The following is an 18,936-nucleotide window of genomic DNA, read 5'->3' on the forward strand; positions in this document are numbered from 1 at the left end:
ATTAACTACGGGTTACGGTAAAACCAGATTCGGCCAATTGGCGCATAAAGTTTTCAATGCTGTTACCGCTAGTGCCGCTAAACGTTGCGTTAGCACCATTTACGTTAAAAGTTACGGTGTAGCGAATTTCTTGAACTTGTGTTGTTTGTTTAACATTGGTGGTGGTTTTATTGCTGTTGTTTTCTTGAATGTTTTTGGTGGTAGTTACATCTTCTGTTTTAATGTTTTTAGATTTAAGTTCGTAAATTTGCCTTGCTATATCTAACGCTTGTTTAGCGTCATCAACACTTGCGCGATCGTTAGACTCTTGCGCTTTTTTCAATTTTTCTTTTAATTCAAGTTGAGCTACCTGATAATCTCGCTCAAGTATTTTGGCTTCGTTACCTTGAAGTTGGTCCAGCTCGTTTTTTAAATCGTGAACGGTGTCGGTTAATTCGTCTTTTAACTCTGCAGTGGCTTGCCTTGCTCTTTCAATTTGAGAATGTAAGGCGCTTAAATTGGTTTTATCAAGCTTGTTAAAGCTGTCGTTGGCATTACGGGTGTGGTAATCAAGCTCTTTTACTGAAACGGTGCCATTTTCGAGTCGTTCAAAAAGCGCTTTGTAGGCTTTGGTTTGCTCAATGGCTTGTAGCTCGTTTCTTTTCGCGGCATTATTTAGCGCATTAATAGGCGCCATAATGTTAGACCACGACTGCGTTCTAAAAGCATTACTTAACGATTGCCCTAACTCTTTTGTTTTTTCAGATAATTGTTCAGTAGAAAGTGATAATAAATCGTAGAGTTTAAGCGATCGCTCTTTAGCTTCATTCCATAGTTTTTGAAAAGCTATGTTTGAACCTGCTCTTGATTCTGCAGCAGCATTTGCTTTGTTTAATAATAACTGGCTTAGCGTTTGTCTTTCAGTTGTATTAGCGGTGGCTTGGCTAGATTGGCCTAAAGATTTTTGACGAGCAATTAAGCGATCATAAACCTCAACGGTGCCATTCATTTGTGCATTATGGCGATCAACCTCTGCGCTTGAAGTATTGAACGCATCAGACAACCCTAATTGTGCAGCTGTTGCCGATAAAGTTACTGATAAGCTAGCGCCTGTCGCTTTAGATAATGCTACCTGCGCCTCAAGCTGGTTAAGAAATGCTTGCCTTAATTCGTTAACAGGTTTTTTAGCTTCAGTGAATCGCTGAAAAACTTCTACTGTAGTTGCTACATTTTCTTTTAACTGAACAAGCGTTTCACCGCCTGTGTTTCTAAATTGATCTTCTAATTCTTCTAGGCTTTTTATTGCTTTGTCGGTTGAGCCTTCTACGGTGGTGCCTAAAGAAATGTATTGCGCTTTTAATCGAGCAACTATTTGTTGAACATAAGGGGATGGATCTTCTTTTAACTTATCTATTAACGCATTAACCGTTGCTTTTACCCTGTCCATGGGTAATTTTGATTCATCAAGCTTGCCACTGGCTGTAAGCATGTTTTCAGCCATATTTAATGCTTCAATCGCGGTAGCGCTTAGGGCATTGCCGAGCGGCTTGGCTTCTTCTGCTGTTTTTCTTAAATTAGCACTTAGTTTCTCTGAACTTTCGTTGACTTTTTTTGTATTCTCGTCAAGTCTTGCGAACGCGTCTTTTAATTCAAAGGCATCTTTTGTGGCTTGTTTTAATGCTTCTTTTCGCATTTGCGCGAAAAAATCACTTAGGCTCTCTTCAGCCTTGCTTATTGGATTTTCTAAAAGGCCAAACGCACTATGTACTTTTGACAACCCTAGTAGTAATACTTCAAAGGCACCTGCAGCAACAGCAATTATCGATCGAACTCCTGCAGTAAATATGTTTAGTGGAATAGTCACCACAGTAAACGCAGTGGAAATTTGACCTGTAAAAGTTTTTAAATCTCCTGCCACACTAGTAACAGCGGTTGATATGTCGGTAGACATTTGAACAAATCTATCTGAAAGCTCTTGAGCAAATATTTTAAGCGAACCGTCAGCCGCCATTTCACGAATTTGTTTGTTAAAGGCTGTGAGCTTTTCTTGTAAAAAATCTAACGCACCACTTTGTGCAACAGTATCTAAAAACACATCGACGTTATGTTTAGCAACCGCTACTTGTCCGCTAAACGTTTGCATTAACTTGGCGGCAGCACCTGGGGCATCGTTTTGCATTTCTGCAAATAATAACCTTAACTCGTAACGGCCTAATTTGCCTTGTTCAGAAAGCTTTCTTAATTCGCCAACGTTTTTGCCTGTCGCTTGCTCTAATAGTTTCCATGCAGGTAAGCCATTATCAACAGCATTTTGCATGTCTTCGGCATTAATACGCCCTTTGGCCCACGCTTGAGAAAGCTGCCTTGTAATGCCTTCAAGTTTAGAAGTGCCACCCGTATACTTAGCGGTTGAGTCGGTTAATGCTTGTAGCGATCCTGCCATAGGATCTAACCCTGCCCCTTTAAGCATAATAAAGGATTGGGTTACTTGTTCCATATCAAGCGGTGTGTCTCGGGCAAAGTCTTTTACCCATTGAAAAGCCATTTCGCCTTCGGCAACGCTCCCCATGATGCCTTCGAACTGCTTACGAAATGTGTCGAACTTAGCGCCAACACTGATAAAGTTTTTTAACGAATTCCACAGTTCTCTAATACCAAGATAAGTACCAGCCATTGCGGTTAACTGTGTGGTTACACTGCCAACATTTGTGCCAAAGGTGTTTAGCCCTTTTTTCATGCCCGTTAACTGCGCAGACATTTTAGCTAATGCAGTAAAAGCGCTTTTAGTTTCTGTAACCAGTTTCTTTTGTTTGGCAGCTAATTGGCTAGTGGCGCCTTCTAAATTTTTAGTGTCGACTGATGCTTGTTCAAGTTTACTTTTAGACTTGCCTAGCTGTACGTTAACTTTTTGTAATTCTTTCTCTAGTTGGTCTGTGGCTTTGGCTGATGCTTTGTAATTTCTGGTGGCTACATCTAAAGATTGATTAGCTTCTAATTGCGTAGTTTTAAGCTCAGATAATTCACTATTAACACGGTTAAGGGATACAGTAGTGCCAAGTACCGATTCTTTAAATTGTTGTTGCGATTGCGTAAGACGTAATACTTGATCAGCACTTTGCTGGTAATTAACCTTTGCTTTTTCAAGCTCTTTTACTTGGCTTTTTTGTACTTGTTCTAAAGCGACTAATTGCGCTTGAGCCACTTTGTAACTTGAATTAAGATCGTCAACGGGCTTTTTGCTGCCTTTAAATTGCGTTGATAATTGCTCAAGATTGTCTTTTTGTTTTTTGTATTGCGCATTAGTTTCGCTAATGGCTTGCTTGCTTGAGTCTAACGCTTGCGAGTGCTCGCGCATTTTAACGTTAGCTTTGGTTAAACTGGTTTCTGTTTTTGCTAACTCGCTGCTTTGTGTTTTATAGCTAGCTGTTAGTTCTTTGGTTTTTATTTTTAGCTGCTCTACCGATACAGCCGATTTATCAACGGTTTGTGAGGCTTTAGCTTGTTCTTGAGTGTAGCCAGTTAAACTGACTTTCGACTCGTCGAGTGCTGCCGATAATTGTTCGCTTTCTTGTGACAGTTCTTTGAAAATTTGTACGTTTTCTTGTGCCGCCTCTACTTGTTTTAACTCTTTGTCTAAGGCTTTTATCTCAGTTTTTAACGCACCAATTGAGTCAGCCGCCTTATCAGATTTACCGCTAAGCAAATCTTTACCGCGAATGATCAGATCAATAAATTTACCCATTAAAACTAACAGCCTTGATAATTAAATAAATACGGGAATAAAAAAAGGCGCAACCGAAGTTGCGCCTAAAGGGAGAATAACCTTAGTTATACTGAGCTAAAAAATTAGCTGTTTGCATACGCTCGACGGAAGAATTGAGACTTACCCGCTGCAACAATAGTTGTATCGGCTAGTAATTCACCTTCAATTTGGAAGTCGGCATAATCGTCACCAATTAAATCTAAACCACTTGTTGGTGAAGGCTTAAAGCGGTAGGCCGTAACAACGCCACGCTTGCCGTTATGATCGTTTAAGCCATCAAGCACAAAGCGAAATTCTTTACCCGAACTTACCATTGCTTCTAGCGCTGTTGCGGCTTTCGATTGATACGTTACTTTGATTATGTCTTCATCAGTAATCGCACCACCTTCAATAGCCAAAATACCTGCAGCGGTAACTTCATAATCAGTACCTTCAACTAAAGCAACGTCAGCATTGGTTTTTACTGAGTAGGCTTCTGCTGTATCAATCATTTTAAGGGTTTGACCTAAGCCAGGTACTACGGCAGTTACTAATTCGTCAGCAATGGCTTCTGATGCTTCAACATCTACTTGGCCACGCAATGCAACAGCTAAGTTAGAGTTGTTAAAGCTGTCTAAAGTAATAGCTAGCTTAATGCTTGAAATACGAGTAAGTGACGCGATATTGCCACCACCACCACGTAAGTTTGGTTTTTCTTTAGTTTCTTGATCAATTGAAAAGTTTGCCGCTGTTACGTTTCCGATATCGCGGCCGTTTAGGTAGCAGATACCGCTACCAATATAGTTCTCTTGTACTGTTTCCATTATAGGACTCCATCATAGGATTAACGCCGCTCGGCGTGTTGTTGTAAAAATTAGGTGCAATTAAATAAATAAAGTAAAAATACTTATTTACGGTTAACTCTGTGGGTTTTCGATATATTCAAACGTTAAAGGCAATACAAGAAAGGCATTGTCTTGCCCTTCTTTTGGATCTTGAAATGGGGTTGCTTCGGTTTCTTTTATACTTAGTGCTTTTTTATCAAAGTTTTTATGGCGATCACTTTTGTTAAAAATAGCCTCGCGAACATCTTTTAATAGTGCTCTTAGCAGCACATTAGCGTTTTCGTCAAACTTTATGGCGCCAAAAACCAACACGTTGAGGAATGTTTTCCCTCCCATCGATTTATGATCAAAGGGACCATCTGAGCGAACCTGTAAAACTAACAAACGTTTATTACCTAATGATTCGTCTTGGTATTGCGAGTAAAACCCTTGTTCAAGCTTGCTGTTTGCTACGGTATTTAATCGAGTAACTAATTCATTAACTATTTCATCACTTTTACTCATAATTCACCTAAATTAACCTGTCTAATTCTTGAAGAAATACATCAGTGAACTCGTCGTTTATATGTGTTTCTAGTGGGTCTTGAATGGTATTAAACGCCTGACTGGTTGATGGTCCATACAGTATGTCGTAATTGCCTTTTTCTTTACCTTTGCGAATAGCAACTAATGCTTTACCGTTTTTACCTTTAAGCATGAATGCTTTTTTTATAATGCGGGCTCTGCGTTTAACGGAGACTTTAACACCTGCTCTTTTGCGCTTTCCTTTAGCGCTCTCCCATTGCTGAGTTGCACCAAAATGACTGAGCAGCAAGCCTTTATTTTGAGCTCTAACCATAGCCATTAAGCTTTTAGGTGTTGACTTTTCTATTGTTATTTTATCGCTTACAAAGCTTTTACTCAGGTTTAAATCGCCAGTGATAATTGAAGTGGCTTTGCTTTTACCTTTTACCGCTAACGCGTTTATAGTTTCTGAGAATGCTTTTTTGGTTGTTGTGCCAAGACTTCTTAGAAAGCGTTCTGCTTCATCTAGCCCTGTTGCTTCAATCGTCACTGCGCACCGACCAAACAGCACGATTGCCATCGTTTTGTAATGCTTTTATTAACTGGTACTTTTTATCGTTAATTACCATGATTGCTTTTTTCTTAGCGTTTTGAATATCAGTTAATAAAAACACTATCTGATCTTCGTCACCAACAAACTCCAACTCTTCACCGTATACCGCAACACCAATGCGTAATTTTACTTTTACAGGTTTGGGTGTGCCTTGTAATGGAATGTAGAGCGCATCTACCGAAAAACGGTTGTGCAATCGGTTTTGTATGGCTTGCCGAAAATCAGACATGTTTTTTATCCTTTAGGTGTTAATTAAACTTAAGAGAGTTCGATAACACAATCAGGACGTGTATTAATACACAATGGGTTAGATTGCGCTTCAAGGGCTACGCCTTTGTTCATGGGCAGTAACTCTTGGTTAGCGTAAAACGGTAAGCCCATGGTGTTAACTGTGTCCATGTAATCTGCAGGAGCAAAGTTAGTCATGAACATACCTTGAACGCCTTCTGGCACCAAGTACGCTTTATCTGTTGTGATAAAATCAACACCGTTAACTTTGCCGCGATACACTTTAAAAGTAACATCGCCGAAAACGAAACCTTTACGCATATCATCACGAAGCGCTGCACCATTCATCCAACGCGCATAAGCTTCTTTTACTTTGGTGTGGCCAACTAGCTTTTTAAAGAAACTAGTTGAGCAATAACACGTTAACCCCGTGTACATTTCTGCCCCTAAAGTTTCTTCGAGCATTTCAACCGCTTCAATCACTTTACTAAGCACATCTGTTGTGGGAGTGCCTAAAACTAGCGATTTAGTTTGTTTGGTTAAGCCAAATTTAGCATACAAATCTACCAAGGTTGTTGAGCCATCAGCATCAAGAACCTTGCCTTGAATAGCACCAATACGATGATACTCAAGCGTTACTTCAATATTTTTACGCAGTTTAGCAAAACGAGTGTTTACGTAGTTTTCAACTGCTTCCGCTTCGGTTTCTGTGCCAAACGCACGTAAACCTTGTACTTCATCAGCCAAAATGGTGGCACGTTCTGGTAAGTGAATCGTATTAAACGGGATTAACTCGGGTTTATCAGCGTTAATAACAACACCGTTACCACCACGTTCTTGTGATGGCACTAAAATTAATTTAGAGCCTTGTTTTTCAATTTGTACTGTAGTGGTGGTTACACCTTCTTCTGAGAATAAACCAGAATCGCCGATCAATGTTGGCACATGAGGACCAGTATTAATTGCGGCGGTTAATGATGATAATGAAAAACCATCACCTTTAAAGACGTCAAATGAAGCCATGATTATTATTTCCTTCAATGGGAATTAACTTAATCGCAATTTTTACGATTAAGTTAAGTTGCTCGCCATCATTCGACAGGGAGCGATTAAAATTAACTATTAAGTAGTTTAAGAATTAGCGCGCTTTAATACCGCTAGCTGCTAACGAGTCGATAGCATCGCCACGATCTCCTTCTGACATGCCCGTTTTGAAAACAAGCAATTCATCAGATACTTCGCAGTCGCGCAAGAATACAACGCCCGTATGATCTGTTGTAGCATCTACGTCATAACCTAGAACACCAACGGCATCTTCAACACCTGTAGATGCCGCAGGGTTATGCTCTGTATATTTACCACTAGCGGTAATTTTACCTAGCACTGTGCCTGCTGTGTATTTCTCACCACCAGTGATCACAACTACATCACGGCTACGTTCGCCATTTGCTTGTGAAAGCAAAAACTCAAGGGCTTGGTTACCTTGTTTTAACATGATTTTTTACCTCTATTATTTCGATTTTTATAAATTTCAGCATAGTTAATCACTTTGCCTTGGGCTTCTACTTCACCATCAGGCAAAGTCACTTCTTCGTTTTCATTTGCGGCTTGGCAAAGACTAATCGCTTCTTTAACCATGTTTACTGGATCGTTTAAGTGAGCCAATAAAGTGCTTGTGTGTTCAGCCATTTCACTGGCTACGCAAATGTTTTGAATCTCTGTTGCCATTGCTAACTGATTAATTACTTCTTCTTCAGTTGAGCAACGATTTACTAGATCTACCGCTAATGCACTAAAGCCTGCTTTGTTACAAGCTGTCATGGTAATTTCATGCATATTTATTGGTGCCGACTCTGGAGGGTGTTCTTTTAAATGCTGTTTGATTGAGTCGAACGATGTGTTTGTCATTTCTGCCATCATTAACGCCATCGCTTCTTTGTCGGTGCAAGCCGCTTCTTTATTTTCTTCGAGCAGGTTATCAGCAAACCCTAGCTCTACCGCTTGCGCACCTGTCATGTAGGTGCCGTCACCTTTCATTAGCGCTTGAATATCGGCACTTGATTGGTTGGCGGTGTTATTTTCAGAGTACGATGGCAATATTGAGTCTCGAACTACGTCTAAGCGACCTGCCATTGCTCGAAGCTCATCAGAATTGAACATACCCATTAATGGCGCCATAGGATCATGGATCATCACTAAGGCGTTTGATGGTACGTTTCTGATATCAGCCGCTTGCAAAATAACCGAAGCAATTGAGCTTGCTTCTGCAAGCACTTCAATATTAACAGCGGCTTTATGACGTTTTAAAAAGTTGTAGATAGCAATACCATCGTTAACACTACCGCCAGGTGAGTTAAGCAATATGTCAAGGGTGTCAATTTCACCGAGCGCATTAACAGTGGCAATAAATTCATTTGCTGCTACGGTGTCGTCATCCCATAGAGATTTGCCAATTTTGCCGCTGATCATCAGCTCGGCTGTTTTCTTTTCTGAATCTACATTACGAATATTGAACCAAGTCATTGGTTATTCTCCATCAAAGGGAAGTAGGACATTTCACAACGTGCTACTAGGATGCCTCACGGCATGCTAAAAAATTAAACCGTTACTTGTTCTGGCTGTAACGGGACTGTTTCACTTAAATCTTGTAATGGTGGGAATGGTATTTCTGGCAAGCCATTAGCTTTGCGTTTGTCGTACCATCGTTTTTCCATTTCAAGGTTTTCATCCATTATGGTATTAGCATCTTTACCTGTTGAACTAACGGTTTCTTTAATGCTAAATACATTGTTTTTAATGCCTTTGGTTTTGGCATTAATGTCTTGCTCTGGGTGCATGTATGGGTGACCTTGTGCGCGCCATTCATGTTTTAATAATTCGTCACGTTCTTTTAAATAGTTACCCACGGGCAACAAGCCTGCCATCACCCCTGCATCCATTGCCCAATGCCAAACTCTGCGGCATATTTGGAATTTCATTAGGTGATCGCAATCCATTTCTATTTGTCGGCGATATTCATGCAAAACGGTGCGCATTATGCGATCGTTCACTTTTTCCCAGTCACCGGTTAAAATTTCATAGGGTATTTTCATTCCCGCGGCAGTAGACAGTGATTGCCAGCGCATAAACGAGCCATAGTTTCCACCAGGGTCTTCGCCTTTAAACATTTCTAATTTTTCACCAGGTAAACCTTGCAATATTGTGCCAGGCTCTACGGTGGCACCCATCATTGAGCCATGGCCTTCATATGGTTCGCCTGTGAAGGGGTCGTATTTATAATCATCTTCAGTAAACTCTTCACGAGTTAAAAAGCCTGTGAATTTTGCGTTTGACTGTTTACGTACTAATTCAGCATCGTCGTATTGATCAAAGGTATTAGCTTTAACTAAACTTTGTACGGTTACCGGTTCACCACGTACTTGTCCTGGTCGGGTTGGTAAAAAGTGGTGAATAACATCGTTAGCGTTTACACGAACTAGGTTGTTGTAGTTGCCATGGTTACTTTTTTCACCAGGGTGAAAACGGTGCATCCAGTAAGCAACACGTTTGCCTTGGCGATTGAACTCTATACCGCTAATAATGGTGTTTTTGTTTTTTAAAACGCGATGTAGGCTTTCGGGTACGTATTCACTTTCAAGCACTTGGCATTGAATGGGCAATACGTGCCCTGAGCTTAATGATCTTCTGCGTTTTCGTACAAATACTTCACCGCTTACTCGTCTTGCTCGCGAACATTGTGCTTGTTGACCATATAGGTTTAAATTGCCTTCAGGGTCAATATCGTTAATAAATAAGCTAAATAAGTTGTCTGCCGCCAGTTTAAAGGCTTCGTTACTTGTTGTTGAGCGAACCGTGATACCTGTACCAATTTCAGTGCTAACTTGGTTGTCTACACCTTTGGAAATATAAGGGTTGTTGCGGTATGCGCTTCTTGATTGTCTGCGAAGACTGCCAAGGTAACTTGCTAGTGCATTATTTGGCGCTATATCTACAGCGCCCCAACTTTGTGATCTGGCACCTGTGCTTGCCGCTTCGTAGGCTTGGTTAACAAAGCCCGAACCAGTTGAGGGATCAATAATGTTTGATATTCTCATAACCCTTTGCCCCCACTAATTCTAAAACCCATACCTCTACGTTTACCTGTAGCTGCCTGAGTAACCATTGATAATTCGCTTTTAAGGTGTTTAATCGCCTTTAAAATATCGCTATTACTTTTGTATTTTATTTTATAGCCATCAGCGTCTTCAATTTCTAACTCGTCGTTGGCAAGTGCGTTGTTTAACTTATCAATTTGCGTTTGAATGACTGATTGGGTCAGTGATGATGCCACCTGACTACTCCTGAATTTTTAAGTTAAATGTTAGAAACGAAAACGTGTACCTCGCCCCCTTGTGGCTACAGTTGGTTTTGCTTCTTCTTTGTCGTTAGGATCTATAATGTCGGGATTGTTGTCCCAGTCTCTTGCCCATGCGGGTGGGTTTTCCCAATCAATAACATCGGCTTTCAACACTTTGCAAGCTGCTCTGCCATAGCAATATAAGTCGAGTGCTTCGTTTCTTTTTTTTGCTTTGTTTATCCAGCCTTTAGCTGTTCTTATTTCGGCAGTTAATTCTTGGAAAAACCATTTTTTTAACCACTGAGGAAAGTTTAAGTAACCTGGTCCTGCAACTGAGCGCTCTAAATCAGCGGCAACCATGTCTTTTAATAAATTGGAGTGGAGCATTTGCACAGGTATGTCACCGCGAGCGCCTGAATTTCGGTCTTTACGGTTACTTGAGTCTGGAAAAGTACGCTCTACACTTGGGCCCGTTGCCCTACCTTTTATTAAATGAAAGTTTTTGTGTTTGCCTTTTTTCTTTAGTTTTCGCCAAAACTCATAAGCGTTTTTAGTTACTGTTGAGTTGGTGTGATCGTCTTTATTACCACCAGAGTCGCACATGGTTATTTTTAATGGCATTAATCTGCCACTTCCATCACCTAGTTCGTAAGTGCGAATGATTAATTTTTTCTCTAAAATATCCCAGTCTTCTAAATAGCCTGCTGGGTTTAGTGGCTCACCTTCTCCGCTATCGTCTAAGCGATCGCTAATTGCAATGGAGTATCGGTCAACAAGCCAACTTTCTAAGCCAACTCCATATCCGATAACTTGAACAACAAATCGGTTTTTTTGAACATCAGCTGTACCAACGAGAAACCTAACACCTTCGGGCACTAAGTATTTCTCTAATTCAACAGCTCTGTCAGCTAAATCATCTGCATCAATACCTGCACCTTTAAAGGCTAATGGTAGGTAAGCACCACCAATGTCGGTATTAACTACGCCTTGTAGGTCTGTTTCTTCGCCTGTTCGGTCGTAATCTTGTTTTGCAGTAAGGTAGTTATAAATAATGGCATCCCAAGGTTGAAACCCTGCAAACCAACCAGGCATCCAAAATGATGCGCGGCGACTTTTTAACCCTTCGCCCAATTTGTCGCCATGTTGGTTAAGTTTTTGCCCTTCTTTTAGCCAAATACCTGTTTTTTTAAATTTTCTATCATCGTTGTTCACTTGGCTAATGCCAGTGCCACAATTTGTGCAAATTAACTCGGCAAGCCCTGCCGCTTCTGCTAGGTCTGGAATGTCAGGAATATAAAAAGCGTCAATAGAAATTACTGGTGTAAAAAACTCGCCGCAATGTGGGCAGTGACCATAAAGTCTGCGCCTGTCTCCTGTGTTATATAACCCGAGTATTCCTGCTGTTGGTGGTGCTTCGTGTGCTGTTGAAGGTTTCCACTTTGGATCTACTATTGGTTTAGAAGGAGAGCTTTCTGCCATGGTCATGCCACGGCTTAAAAATGTTTTTGTACGGTTAAAGGCTAAAATGAACGCTGATGCTTCACCGTCAATTTTGTCTTCCATTCGGTCGTAATCAGTAATGCACATTTTGGGAATGGCTTTACCGGCTAGTTGGTTTTTTGTAGGCCAACCAATACTTAAAATGTTACCTGCTTTAAATATTTTATCGTGGGTGTTGTCATCACTGCCGCCACCACGTAAACGACTCTTTAAATCTGGTGTTGAGGCTATTAGCCTATCAATTCTTCTTTTTGAAAAATCTCGCGCAGTATCTTTAGATGTTTGCACTATGGTCATGTCACAAGGGTCACAAATAACAGTATGAGCAGCCCAGTTGTCAACTAACATCTGTGTTTTACCACTTTGAGCGGGTCCTGCAAATATTGTGGCTTGAAATTTTCTGTCAGTTAAACAGGCGGCAGGTTCAACCATGTAATACGGTAGGTCATTTTTCCAAGGTCCGTTATAGCCCCCAGGTATGTCTAACCAAATGTGTTTTTCTGCCGCTTGTGCAACTGTTAACCTTCTTGGTGCTCTAAGAATTTCGGCTACATCAACTATTACTTCGTTAACATCACCTAGCATTAGTTTTCACCTGTAATGTCGTTAACAATATTATTGGCGAGTTCTTCGCGAATATTGTCGGCAACTTCATTAACTTTTTCTATTTGTTCAGGAGATAATCCCACATCACGCTCCATTACATCGGCAAGCGTGTCAAAGGTTAGGGCTACTTTTTTTAATAATTCCGCTACTTTTTGTTGAGTATCATTTTTATCAAGTAGTGATTTTTCTTTTTCTTGGAAAGTTAGCCTTTTGTTTTCTGAGCTGTACCACGAATCCCTGTCTTTAGGTGGTAGCTTGTCAGGATCGCATTTCTCAAAGGGCGTTTGATCTGCTACGTAGGAACCGCCTGTAAATTCTGCTACATCACGTAAATCGTAAACAGGATAACCACCATTTTTACCGCATGGCTTTACCCCTGTTTCTTTTAACTTTCTACCAATGGTTTCCCGAGTATGTCCAAACATTGCCGATAATCGGCTGATAGAGAAATGATTGGCATCTTTGATTGAAGCGACTGCCATGAATTTTAAATTCTGGCAGTTAGCCCAAATATTGTTTTATTTGAGTTATTCATGGGGTGTTTAACCTTGATTTAATCTCTCTTATTTCATCGTCGTGCTTATCTACACGCTGAATAAGAACGGCATCATTTTTTATTAAACCAATTCTTCCTGCGGCTGCATCCTCAACAGTAACTTGTAGCTTTAATAAAAGTGTTGATTGACTTAGCAATCTTTCTTGAATTTGGCCGTACTGAACTTGGCTCTTCTGAACACCTGAACCAACCCATGTAAGTAATGTTCCCATCAGTAGCACTACAATTGCGGTGGTTACTTTTTCAAATCCACTTAATCTGTGCGGAATGTACTGTTCGTTATTATGTTCCATTACTTTAACTAGCCTTGGGTAAGTTTTGCTTTGCTGTTAATACGGCTGTAATAATTTTTGTAAGTTTGGCAAGGTTCTTTTTATTGAATAATGCAGAATGCCCTTTTGCCAACTGATAATTGGTAACTCTTTTATCATTACCTTTATAGCCAGTGTTGCCCATTTCTCCCCAAAGAAAGTTGTTGCGCCAGAAAACTATTTTTCTAAGCCATTTGGCAGCAACGACAGCTTTGTCATGTTTGTTGTGGAATACATGAATTTCTTTAACCCCTTTAGGGAATTTATAGTGCTTGTCTAAAGCAGGGTTTATTAAAATAAGCTTGTCGATTACCGCGCCTTGGTATAGCGCTTTAACTAATATGGCGCATCCGTTTGAATGGCCAATTGCAACATCACCTTCTTGCATGACTTCTTTGATTTTGGCGGCAATAGCCTTGTTTTTTCTTAAGACACCAATAAAGTCTAAAAAACCATAATCGTGTTGAATAACATTCACGCCAATTTGTTCAAGTGAAGGTATTAACTTGTCAGTGGTATTTTTACCACCGTCACGAACATTAAATCCGTGGGCTAAATGACAGTTATTCATTGATATCCTTGGGTGCTGCAGAGTGGTTTTCGCTTTTTTGATCTAAGCACCACTCAAAATGACGTTGTAATTCTTTTTTGTTCGGGTAGCGACGAATTAAGTCTCCAGAACGTGAGCGATCACACAAATAGAAAACTGATGCTTCTAGTGTTTTCGTGCTCGACTCAACTGAAACTTCAGCGGCCTTATCAAGATATGGTGATATTTGCGAACAGCTAGTAATTAAAAACAAACAAATCAGTAAAATTAATGCTTTCATTGTTATCCCTTAATGTTAACCAGTTCAAAATGAACTAAATCTAAAAATTGCTCGTCTGAAGTTCTGTTGTCACCATCCCAATCACCACCCCAACGAAGAGAATGCTTAATTAACCCTTGTTTAAGTAAATCTTCGGCAACTCGTTTTACGTAACCGGCAAAATAAGCGAAGGCTTTATGGTCCTTCCAGTCCGTGTTTCTAAGATCAATAAAATAGGGTCCAGCATCTACTGCCATCGATGGAAAAACATTGTGGCGAGAGTTTGGGAATACCACTTGTGATAACCCTTCAACAAATGCTTTGTTTTGCTCTGCCTCGCCTCGATAACCACAAAGAATAGAATTATCAAAAGATTCAGCTACCGTGTTAAAAATTAATTGCAGATCTACATGACAAGTAAATAAACGCTTTGCTGAAACGGGAGAATAAAGAGCCATTTTGTTTCTTCTATAAAAAAACCCGCATAAAGCGGGCATAAAAATGAAAGGTGATTTAAATGGGAAAGTTAACTTGTTCGATGATTCCGCATTAGTGCGCGATTCAAATGAGCAGCGTAATCAGTATCAATTATTTGTTTAGATGTGTATTTGGGCGTTCGGGTTCGATAATGAATATTCCCTTCATCAACAGCCAATTTATTAATCTGCAAACCAACAAAATTAATTTTTTGCAAACCTTCTACATCATAAAGTTCAGCTTTTACGAAACCGTGCTGACTTGATGTAATTGTTAATGCTTTGGAAAAATCATCAACTAACGAAGCTGATAACTCAACCTTGTTAATGTTAATCGCCTGGTTGGGTGTTGAGGAATTAATCGGCATTGAATTTTCTAAAGTAACCGCTTGAGAAACATCAGATGCATGAACGGCTGCTACCGACATTATCGATATCACTAAACCAACAAATAACCCTTTTCTAAATTTCATAATAAATATCCAAGTTGTAAAAACAAAAAAGCCCCGTGATTAAACGAGGCAGTAAAATTATTCCGTAGTAAGTAAGTGAGGCCTATTTATGCATTAATTGGTTGCCACCCAAAACTAACTCCTGCCAAAAGGCCTTATGCGGAGAACGTTGCTATCACATATTGAAGCGTTAAAACGCAAAAAACCGACATAGAAGTCGGCTTTTATAAAACTTAAATCTTGCAGTAAACGCAAAAATCCAAGCTAAGATAAACAAGATACTTTAGGGATATACCTTTGTCAACAAACTATTTTATAAATATACCTAAATTAAAGATCGTAAAGGATCGAATAGAAGACAGAACGAACAGCATCGGAAGCCTTTAAAACCGCAGAAACTAACATTATGCTGCTGTCTACTAAAAAAATCCAAAAAATTCTCTTTCACCGAGGTCCACGTGCCCCCGTGGTGTATGGGCTGTAGGCAGGGTCCCTCGATATTTATGTGAGCGAGCGTTTTAATTGGTAGGTGGGGATTTACAGGGGAGATAATTAGAACTGATAACGTAACCTGTACGACTAGCTATTGGTTTAGAGCAAAGTTTATAGTTAAGCTTTGTACGTCCAGCTACTTCAATGATGATTGTTTATCTTTTAGTTTTTGGTTCTTATCCTTGATGCCATCAATAAGTGTAGAGTATTTATTAGTAACAGCTATCATCTCACTTGATAATGCTTCTTGATATGTCGCACCGGCTAAGTTGTTGGTTGCGTAATAACTACGCTCCTTAAGTATATCAAGCTCTTTGTTCATCTTCTTTTCATAACGGCCAATAGATATATTATTCCTTTTGATCTCTCGTTCTATTTGATACGCCCTTACCTCATTCATTTGTTGACTGGCTGCTTTGGCATTACTTGATGCTGGTTGAGCTTCAACCTTTGAATTGCTGCCTGACTTAATCTCTATGACTATGGGCGTTAGGTTTTCATCACAAGGCTTTTGGCTAAAGGTTAGTACTCCATCTACCTCACACTTATAAACACTGTTGGCATGTAATGGGGATATGATAAAGAATAATAATAAGAGTAGTTTGTACATAGCTGTTCCTTGCTTAAGTTGATAATTAAATATATCAAAGAACTGTAATCTTTGCCATCAAGACACCAAATGAACTTTATTTGCACCCACATTAAGTATTTTCATATACTCCTACACTTACCATTATATAAAATTATCTATAAACAATGCTGGTAATTATATTGAAAAGGAAGTTTCCCTCCATTTAAAACCATTGGTTCTTTTATCGCCCCTGTTTCATCTATCCGAATTTGCTTTAACAATTGTTCTGGTAATCTAACTACCAATGCATCATAAGTTGATCTTCTGGTTCGCGGGAAAATAACAATGTCACCACGTTTATAATCAGCACCAAAACATTCCTTAAATAACTCTTGTGCAGAATTTTGCATTTTTAGTCTATGTTCTTCGAGCAAAACCTTAGCATCAGTTATTTGTTTTAATATGTCCTCAGCTTTAACCATGATTCCCTACCTAAAGTTCTTGCGTTTATCACGCTTTTCAAATTGTCGATAAGTGCCACCTTGCTTGGCTTCTATTGTTTGAAGATCAACAGAATCTCTCGGAAATGCTTTGAACTTAAAGATTATACTTCCTACCTCCTCTCGAAGGTCGCCAGTGTTTGTTGTCGCAAGAATCTCAGTAAGCACACCGTTATCATCAGTAACGCTCACCGAATAATTGCTACTTATGAACTTACTCACAAAACCCCCTTGGTATCATACTTATCATCATTAGCAGCAACAGTACGAAACATGTGAATCATACCTTTAACAACATCACGGCCAACGGATAATTTTTGTTTAACTTTTGGCTTGGACCATTGCAGCTGCTTAGCAATATCACCTTGATTAAGACGAACGCAGTAATATAGCTTCAGCACACAATATAAATCGTAATGTAATGGCTTTAAATTAGCGACAACACGATCAACCACTAAAGCATATTCTTCATCAATCCAGCGATCAGAAACATACCCTATATTGTCAGGTTTCATCTGAGTAAAAGGCTGAGCTGTTGGATAACCAATTTTAACACCTGATTGATAACGCGACCATTCAGCCCAAGCTTTAAGATCATAATCAATGTCCCAATTTTCAACGCTCATCTATGCCACCTTTTTATCGTTAAGAACGGTGCAATCAAAGCTAGGCACCAATAGTCCACTTACTTCTGGATAAGTTATTCTCACCATCTCAATAATACCTGGGTGATCATCAACAATAATTGAATTTGAATTAAAGTTAGGTCTTAATTCGCGGAAAACATTACGCTTAAAATCTACCGGGCTTCTATGATCAAACTCTCTACGCATTATTAATTTACACTTAAACTCTGAAAAGTAGGGAAACAATTGATTCAATGTTAATTCTCTAAATGCTTCTGGTCGTGATGTAACAAAGGTAATTTTATTATCATGTGTCTTGGCCATGTGTTTAATAAAATCAATTACCTCAATCACGGGTATGTCATCACCACAAGCCGCAGTGTATTCATACCAATTTTGTGTGCAATCTTTCACCTCTGGTATCAAATGCGCTCGGTGCAAGTTATTAAGTATACAACCATCAATATCACTAATTAACATAAAAATCCCTATAAAACCCTTTTTAAAATATTCCACCTAAAGAGATAACAAAACCAATCTTTAAGCCGCATCATTATTAATATTATCGCCCAAGTCAGAATTACAAGAGACTGATTTGGGGCTGAGAAAAAAACACTCGTTATTTTGAGATAACAACCAATCGCAATGGTTAACCAAAGCTTTCAATCGAGGGCCATCAGCTTTATCAACATACGGCTCAACCTCTTTACTCAACTTATGGTTAAGCATTCTTTCAGCAACTAAATAATCGACACCTTGATGAGTCCACGACAATCTCGCACACTTGCGTAAATCATGGAAAGTCCATTGTCCTGCACTAAAATTATGTAACATAGTAGATGCCTCCCAATTTTCAAGATGGCTTTTCATTGAACTATTAGGGAAAACAAAAGGGCCAGAATAATGGCGTGATTTTAAATACAGCTTCCACTCTTTAAGCATCATTACAATTGGTGCTGGTAAATGAATAGTGTGTGCAGCTCGGGTTTTAGTATCTTTTTGAGGGATATCCCAAGAAGGTGTTTCACCCAAATTAAAATGCAACCATCGGGCCTTGCGAGTTTCACCAATGCGAGTACCAAGCGTTAACATCACCATGCAAAGCATCTTAATAATAAACACCTGGTCGCGCATTTCATCCAACAACGCACAAACCAAGCTAGGCTTAAGCTGAGACTCTTTAGGCTTAGTAAAAAAATCACCAAAATCAGTTATTTTCATATTCTGAATATCATGATTAGGCAAAACTCTTAACTCAATAGCACAATTAAAAGCCGCTTTCAGTGTATGAAACACCTTGGTAACAGAGCTTTTAGCTAACACCTTTTGAATAGGCCAAATCAATTTTTTATCAAGTAAAAACCTGTCAACATCAAGTATTTCAACGTTTTCTAAACAAGGTTTTAAATGGCATTTAATCGCGCTTTGAATATCTTTTTGTCGTTGCACACTCAAATTTGCATCGTTAGCAGAGCGATCACCGTACCAATCAAGCAGTTGTTCAACACGAACAAAGCAATCATTTAAAACCGTTGCTTCGCGTTTATTTCTAATAGACTCAAGCAAAACAGGTAAATTATTGCGTAATGTACGTGTTTTAGTTTCAGGCCATTCACCTACCTTGTACCAACTATTTTTATGCAACAAACACCAACTTGCCTTATTTCGGTTTTTATGAAACTTCACCTTAAGCAAAGGCATTTCTGTATCACGAACTTCAAGAATAGTAGGTAACACCATGTTGGCTGACAGTGTTTTATCCGTTATTTTTACGTTAACTCTATTCATAG

Annotated in this window: 23 protein-coding genes; all 23 read right to left on the bottom strand. The window is 39.4% G+C overall.

Annotated features, from left to right (window positions below):
* Nucleotide 1: 1 nt before the first annotated feature.
* Nucleotides 2-3,721: a tape measure protein gene (locus AC27G3_RS06250; RefSeq protein ID WP_487119802.1), complete on the bottom strand. Its 3,720-nt coding sequence runs from the start codon at nt 3,719-3,721 to the stop codon at nt 2-4.
* 104 nt (nt 3,722-3,825) lie between these two features.
* Nucleotides 3,826-4,545, bottom strand: a complete 720-nt coding sequence (locus AC27G3_RS06255) for a phage tail tube protein (RefSeq protein WP_487119804.1) — start codon at nt 4,543-4,545, stop codon at nt 3,826-3,828.
* Between the two features lie 93 nt (nt 4,546-4,638).
* Nucleotides 4,639-5,070: a hypothetical protein gene (locus AC27G3_RS06260; protein WP_487119805.1), complete on the bottom strand. Its 432-nt coding sequence runs from the start codon at nt 5,068-5,070 to the stop codon at nt 4,639-4,641.
* Between the two features lie 7 nt (nt 5,071-5,077).
* Complete coding sequence (locus AC27G3_RS06265) at nt 5,078-5,620, bottom strand: phage tail protein (RefSeq protein ID WP_487119807.1); 543 nt, start codon at nt 5,618-5,620, stop codon at nt 5,078-5,080.
* Nucleotides 5,610-5,912: a head-tail joining protein gene (locus AC27G3_RS06270; protein WP_487119809.1), complete on the bottom strand. Its 303-nt coding sequence runs from the start codon at nt 5,910-5,912 to the stop codon at nt 5,610-5,612. Before AC27G3_RS06270 ends, AC27G3_RS06265 begins: the two co-directional genes overlap by 11 nt.
* Before the next feature lie 29 nt (nt 5,913-5,941).
* On the bottom strand, nt 5,942-6,934 hold the full coding sequence (locus AC27G3_RS06275) for a major capsid protein (protein ID WP_487119811.1): 993 nt from the start codon (nt 6,932-6,934) through the stop codon (nt 5,942-5,944).
* A gap of 115 nt (nt 6,935-7,049) precedes the next feature.
* Nucleotides 7,050-7,406: a head decoration protein gene (locus AC27G3_RS06280; RefSeq protein ID WP_487119812.1), complete on the bottom strand. Its 357-nt coding sequence runs from the start codon at nt 7,404-7,406 to the stop codon at nt 7,050-7,052.
* On the bottom strand, nt 7,400-8,434 hold the full coding sequence (locus AC27G3_RS06285; RefSeq protein ID WP_487119814.1) for a head maturation protease, ClpP-related: 1,035 nt from the start codon (nt 8,432-8,434) through the stop codon (nt 7,400-7,402). The genes AC27G3_RS06280 and AC27G3_RS06285 overlap by 7 nt, the downstream gene beginning before the upstream one ends.
* Nucleotides 8,435-8,508: 74 nt before the next feature.
* On the bottom strand, nt 8,509-10,005 hold the full coding sequence (locus AC27G3_RS06290; protein WP_487119816.1) for a phage portal protein: 1,497 nt from the start codon (nt 10,003-10,005) through the stop codon (nt 8,509-8,511).
* Nucleotides 10,002-10,241, bottom strand: coding sequence for a hypothetical protein (locus AC27G3_RS06295; RefSeq protein ID WP_487119818.1), 240 nt, complete (start codon nt 10,239-10,241; stop codon nt 10,002-10,004). The genes AC27G3_RS06290 and AC27G3_RS06295 overlap by 4 nt, the downstream gene beginning before the upstream one ends.
* A 30-nt stretch (nt 10,242-10,271) precedes the next feature.
* Nucleotides 10,272-12,332 carry a phage terminase large subunit family protein gene (locus AC27G3_RS06300; protein ID WP_487119820.1) on the bottom strand — a complete coding sequence of 687 codons (2,061 nt, stop codon included), beginning with the start codon at nt 12,330-12,332 and terminating at the stop codon, nt 10,272-10,274.
* Entirely contained in the window at nt 12,332-12,835 is a 504-nt protein-coding gene (locus AC27G3_RS06305) for a DUF1441 family protein (RefSeq protein ID WP_487119822.1), read from the bottom strand. Before AC27G3_RS06305 ends, AC27G3_RS06300 begins: the two co-directional genes overlap by 1 nt.
* A gap of 49 nt (nt 12,836-12,884) precedes the next feature.
* Nucleotides 12,885-13,202, bottom strand: coding sequence for a hypothetical protein (locus AC27G3_RS06310; protein WP_487119824.1), 318 nt, complete (start codon nt 13,200-13,202; stop codon nt 12,885-12,887).
* 4 nt (nt 13,203-13,206) lie between these two features.
* On the bottom strand, nt 13,207-13,791 hold the full coding sequence (locus tag AC27G3_RS06315) for a hypothetical protein (protein ID WP_487119826.1): 585 nt from the start codon (nt 13,789-13,791) through the stop codon (nt 13,207-13,209).
* Complete coding sequence (locus AC27G3_RS06320; protein ID WP_487119828.1) at nt 13,784-14,050, bottom strand: hypothetical protein; 267 nt, start codon at nt 14,048-14,050, stop codon at nt 13,784-13,786. Before AC27G3_RS06320 ends, AC27G3_RS06315 begins: the two co-directional genes overlap by 8 nt.
* A gap of 2 nt (nt 14,051-14,052) precedes the next feature.
* On the bottom strand, nt 14,053-14,487 hold the full coding sequence (locus AC27G3_RS06325) for a M15 family metallopeptidase domain-containing protein (RefSeq protein ID WP_487119830.1): 435 nt from the start codon (nt 14,485-14,487) through the stop codon (nt 14,053-14,055).
* Between the two features lie 68 nt (nt 14,488-14,555).
* Nucleotides 14,556-14,978, bottom strand: coding sequence for a hypothetical protein (locus tag AC27G3_RS06330; RefSeq protein WP_487119832.1), 423 nt, complete (start codon nt 14,976-14,978; stop codon nt 14,556-14,558).
* 607 nt (nt 14,979-15,585) lie between these two features.
* Complete coding sequence (locus AC27G3_RS06335; RefSeq protein ID WP_487119834.1) at nt 15,586-16,059, bottom strand: hypothetical protein; 474 nt, start codon at nt 16,057-16,059, stop codon at nt 15,586-15,588.
* Between the two features lie 137 nt (nt 16,060-16,196).
* Nucleotides 16,197-16,502: a hypothetical protein gene (locus tag AC27G3_RS06340; RefSeq protein ID WP_487119836.1), complete on the bottom strand. Its 306-nt coding sequence runs from the start codon at nt 16,500-16,502 to the stop codon at nt 16,197-16,199.
* 6 nt (nt 16,503-16,508) lie between these two features.
* The gene (locus tag AC27G3_RS06345; RefSeq protein WP_487119838.1) at nt 16,509-16,742 is read right to left on the bottom strand and encodes a hypothetical protein; all 234 of its coding nucleotides are present in this window, start codon (nt 16,740-16,742) and stop codon (nt 16,509-16,511) included.
* Complete coding sequence (locus AC27G3_RS06350; protein WP_487119840.1) at nt 16,739-17,146, bottom strand: antiterminator Q family protein; 408 nt, start codon at nt 17,144-17,146, stop codon at nt 16,739-16,741. Before AC27G3_RS06350 ends, AC27G3_RS06345 begins: the two co-directional genes overlap by 4 nt.
* The gene (locus AC27G3_RS06355; protein ID WP_487119842.1) at nt 17,147-17,626 is read right to left on the bottom strand and encodes a phosphatase domain-containing protein; all 480 of its coding nucleotides are present in this window, start codon (nt 17,624-17,626) and stop codon (nt 17,147-17,149) included.
* A 60-nt stretch (nt 17,627-17,686) separates the two neighbouring features.
* Nucleotides 17,687-18,934, bottom strand: a complete 1,248-nt coding sequence (locus AC27G3_RS06360; protein WP_487119843.1) for a tyrosine-type recombinase/integrase — start codon at nt 18,932-18,934, stop codon at nt 17,687-17,689.
* Nucleotides 18,935-18,936 lie beyond the last annotated feature (2 nt).

The organism is Colwellia sp. SU-HH01217, from assembly GCF_057543495.1.

Coding starts and splice junctions, on each gene's coding strand:
- AC27G3_RS06250 (WP_487119802.1), bottom strand. CDS start 3,721: ATGGGTAAATTTATTGATCTGATCATTCGCGGTAAAGATTTGCTTAGC.
- AC27G3_RS06255 (WP_487119804.1), bottom strand. CDS start 4,545: ATGGAAACAGTACAAGAGAACTATATTGGTAGCGGTATCTGCTACCTA.
- AC27G3_RS06260 (WP_487119805.1), bottom strand. CDS start 5,070: ATGAGTAAAAGTGATGAAATAGTTAATGAATTAGTTACTCGATTAAAT.
- AC27G3_RS06270 (WP_487119809.1), bottom strand. CDS start 5,912: ATGTCTGATTTTCGGCAAGCCATACAAAACCGATTGCACAACCGTTTT.
- AC27G3_RS06275 (WP_487119811.1), bottom strand. CDS start 6,934: ATGGCTTCATTTGACGTCTTTAAAGGTGATGGTTTTTCATTATCATCA.
- AC27G3_RS06280 (WP_487119812.1), bottom strand. CDS start 7,406: ATGTTAAAACAAGGTAACCAAGCCCTTGAGTTTTTGCTTTCACAAGCA.
- AC27G3_RS06285 (WP_487119814.1), bottom strand. CDS start 8,434: ATGACTTGGTTCAATATTCGTAATGTAGATTCAGAAAAGAAAACAGCC.
- AC27G3_RS06290 (WP_487119816.1), bottom strand. CDS start 10,005: ATGAGAATATCAAACATTATTGATCCCTCAACTGGTTCGGGCTTTGTT.
- AC27G3_RS06300 (WP_487119820.1), bottom strand. CDS start 12,332: ATGCTAGGTGATGTTAACGAAGTAATAGTTGATGTAGCCGAAATTCTT.
- AC27G3_RS06305 (WP_487119822.1), bottom strand. CDS start 12,835: ATGGCAGTCGCTTCAATCAAAGATGCCAATCATTTCTCTATCAGCCGA.
- AC27G3_RS06310 (WP_487119824.1), bottom strand. CDS start 13,202: ATGGAACATAATAACGAACAGTACATTCCGCACAGATTAAGTGGATTT.
- AC27G3_RS06315 (WP_487119826.1), bottom strand. CDS start 13,791: ATGAATAACTGTCATTTAGCCCACGGATTTAATGTTCGTGACGGTGGT.
- AC27G3_RS06320 (WP_487119828.1), bottom strand. CDS start 14,050: ATGAAAGCATTAATTTTACTGATTTGTTTGTTTTTAATTACTAGCTGT.
- AC27G3_RS06325 (WP_487119830.1), bottom strand. CDS start 14,487: ATGGCTCTTTATTCTCCCGTTTCAGCAAAGCGTTTATTTACTTGTCAT.
- AC27G3_RS06330 (WP_487119832.1), bottom strand. CDS start 14,978: ATGAAATTTAGAAAAGGGTTATTTGTTGGTTTAGTGATATCGATAATG.
- AC27G3_RS06335 (WP_487119834.1), bottom strand. CDS start 16,059: ATGTACAAACTACTCTTATTATTATTCTTTATCATATCCCCATTACAT.
- AC27G3_RS06340 (WP_487119836.1), bottom strand. CDS start 16,502: ATGGTTAAAGCTGAGGACATATTAAAACAAATAACTGATGCTAAGGTT.
- AC27G3_RS06350 (WP_487119840.1), bottom strand. CDS start 17,146: ATGAGCGTTGAAAATTGGGACATTGATTATGATCTTAAAGCTTGGGCT.
- AC27G3_RS06355 (WP_487119842.1), bottom strand. CDS start 17,626: ATGTTAATTAGTGATATTGATGGTTGTATACTTAATAACTTGCACCGA.
- AC27G3_RS06360 (WP_487119843.1), bottom strand. CDS start 18,934: ATGAATAGAGTTAACGTAAAAATAACGGATAAAACACTGTCAGCCAAC.